This window comes from Mycobacterium bulgaricum (genome assembly GCF_041287165.2).
Classification (GTDB): Bacteria; Actinomycetota; Actinomycetes; order Mycobacteriales; family Mycobacteriaceae; genus Mycobacterium; species Mycobacterium bulgaricum.
Genome location: NZ_JBGGKV020000033.1, coordinates 1 through 2899 on the forward strand (window position 1 = coordinate 1; position 2899 = coordinate 2899).

Sequence of the window (2899 nt, forward strand, 5' to 3'; positions counted from 1 at the left end):
GACACCAGCTGAAACTGGCTGATTCACCTATGCCGATGTCTTGAGACACCCTATTCCGATGTCCTGAAACAGCACACTGTCCCCGCTACCAGGTAAAACGGCCCTCGGACTTCGGTCCGGGGGCCGTTTTCATGCGCGTGTGGGCGGCTTTGTGAACGTAGCGATGGGCATCGAATCTGGAGCGCACAGGCCAGGTTCGAGGAGCAGCGACGCGGCCTGTTCGCGGCGACGGGCAGTGAAGCAGGCGGTCCCGGCCACATCGGTGGGGCACACCCGCAAAGGACCTGCTTGCGCGCCCTATGGACCTATAGTTGGCACCGTGCGAGCATCTGGAGTCTTACGCTCCGCCGAGGGATACGGCCGATACGACCACCTGTGTCTCGCCTATGACGATGCCACCGAGTTCGCCCTGAAGGCGCGCGACTTCCTTGCGGACGGACTGGCTCAAGGCCTGCAGGTGCACTGCGTACTCAACGAAACCGGACGCAACAACGGGGCGGGTTGGAGTGTCGGGTCGACCGGGAGTTGGCTGCTCAATGAGCTAGCGCCAAGCCGCCAGGACGCACTCCAAGTCACGTCGCTCGGGGAGACATATGGCGTCGACCATGTCGTGTCGGCGAGTGAGCAAATCGCGCTCTACGCCGAAGCCACGGCAGCGGCCCTGGCGGCCGGGTTCACCGGATTCCGCGTCGCGGCCGATGTCACACCCATCGTGACCACCCCTGTTCAGTTGAATGCGTTCGTACACTACGAGCACCTCATTGACCGGCACATGAGCCGGTTCCCCATGTCGGCGATGTGTGCCTACGACCGGACGGTGCTGGGCGCCGACGCGGTCGCCCAGCTGGCGTGCATGCATCCGGTCAGCAATGTCGACACGATGTTCCGATGGCACGCCGCAGAGGTCCGCGATCAGGATCATTCCGGGACCCCGCCGAATCTTGACACTGCCGTCGGCGTCGCCTCGGTGAGCCGTGGGCCGGGAGTCGAGATCGTTGAGGTGCTGTTGAACGGGGAGGTCGACCGTTCCTCGCGGGACCTATTCAGAGCTGCACTCGACCGCACGGACGTTCTGCCGGGACAGCCGGTCGTGGTGAATGCGGCGGGACTGAACTTCGTCGACCACCATGCCTTAGCGGCCCTCGACGACTTCGCGCGACGCCACGACACTCGCATCGCTGTCCAGAACGCAGGCTATGCCGTCGAGCAAATCGCCGAGTTTATGGACTTTGAGCACGTCACCGTGGTTGGAGCCGCGTGAGGTCCGGGGCGGCTGCAGATACCCTCGGGTACTTCCACGAAGCAGCGTTCTACGGCAGCGATGACGAATTCCTGGCCATCGTCGTGCCATTCCTCCTCGACGGGATAGCTGCGGGGGAGCCGACTTTGGTGACCCTGGGCGAAGGCAATAGCCGATTGGTCAGGTCGGCTTTGTCTCGAACTGAAGGTATTTCGTTCATTCCTGCTGGCATGCAATACGCCCGGCCGGCCACCGCGATTCGGTCCTACCAGGAGTTGATGGCCGAGCACACCAAACGCGGTGCCGCGCAAATCCGTATCGTCGGCGACGTTCCTCATCCAGGATTCGGAGTGGCATGGGGATGGTGGGCTCGCTATGAGGCAGCCGTCAACGAGGCCTACAACGCCTTCCCGGTCTGGGGACTCTGCCCGTACGACGTACGCACTGCGCCCGACGAGGTGCTCGCCGACGTGGCTCGCACCCATCCGAGATTGGCGACCACCGATGGTCGACATGTGCTCAATCCCGACTACAGGGCACCGTCGGAAGTCCTCGCCGATCTCATGATCGGCCCACCGCCCGCAGAGTCCGGGCGGCCTGCGGTCGAGCTGACCAATCCAACAGCGGCAGCGGCACGCCGCGCGGTGCAGCAAGCGGCAGCCGGCGGTCTGACGACGGTGACGACCTACGACGCGGACGGCTTGGTCTTCGCAGTGAGCGAGGCCGTCGAGAACGCCGCCGCTTACGGCGAGACTCCAACGAGGTTGCAAGTCTGGCAATACGCGGATCGCCTTGTCGCCCACGTCACCGACGCGGGTTGTGGGCCGAGCCAACCCTTGACGGGCCTTATTCCTGCCGTGACCTCGCGCACCGCCGGCGTGGGCTTATGGCTGGCCCATCAGATGTGCGCCGACATCTCACTGCATCGTCACGCCGGTGGCTTCACCGTGCGGTTGACGGCCGGAGCGCCCACGCCGATTGCATCGATCTGACAGATCGGCGACGACTCCCATCAACGCGCGGCGTCAACTGCGCTCGGGTGTCGCGCGCCCTGCTGACTTGGACGCCGCCCGCCCAACGCGTCACCGTCGTCGACCCCGCCCGTCTGCTCGATACCCGGCCTTGGTCACCGGATCCAGCACGCCAACGGCGCAATCGCCCACTGACGCAACAGCATCTGTCGGGCCCCTGGCGAGACATCCCTGGTGGACTCCACCGCCTACATCGACACGAACATCACGCGCGACATCGCTGCGAAGTGGGGCCGATGAATACCACCGTTTCGGACAAGAAGCGCGCCGCCGAGCAAGTAGTCGACACGACGTGGCTTGCGCTGCAAGACAAGCCGTTGTCGGTGGTGGACGCGGTCGCGGAGGAAGCTTTCATGCACGCGATGGGTCAGGCCCTGTACGGGATGTCCGCGACCCTCGTGGCGGGTGCGCTGGTGGTGGCTGCCCTGAGCCCTGGACGGAACGGGAAACCGTGGGCGTTGCGGCGACGAAAGGGCGGCACCGGCCTACGTGAAAGTCCGTCCGGTAGTGAGAAACGAACCACTCCCGTGAACCTGAGCCACCCTGCACAGAAAGGACTCTCAATGAAGAAGTCAAGCCGCGGCGGTGACCGGGGGTGAATCAGGTTGCCAGGTCCGGTTGTCACGGA

At 64.4% G+C, this 2899-nt stretch carries 3 protein-coding genes; all 3 read left to right on the forward strand.

Annotation, left to right across the window (positions count from 1 at the left end; genetic code table 11):
* Positions 1 to 235: 235 nt before the first annotated feature.
* Complete coding sequence (locus ACAG24_RS29415; RefSeq protein ID WP_370476381.1) at positions 236 to 1261, forward strand: MEDS and STAS domain-containing protein; 1026 nt, start codon at positions 236 to 238, stop codon at positions 1259 to 1261.
* Positions 1258 to 2232, forward strand: coding sequence for an anti-sigma factor RsbA family regulatory protein (locus ACAG24_RS29420; protein ID WP_370476378.1), 975 nt, complete (start codon positions 1258 to 1260; stop codon positions 2230 to 2232). Before ACAG24_RS29415 ends, ACAG24_RS29420 begins: the two co-directional genes overlap by 4 nt.
* A gap of 275 nt (positions 2233 to 2507) precedes the next feature.
* A complete protein-coding gene (locus ACAG24_RS29425; RefSeq protein WP_370476376.1) occupies positions 2508 to 2870 on the forward strand; it encodes a hypothetical protein in 363 nt (120 codons plus the stop codon).
* Positions 2871 to 2899 lie beyond the last annotated feature (29 nt).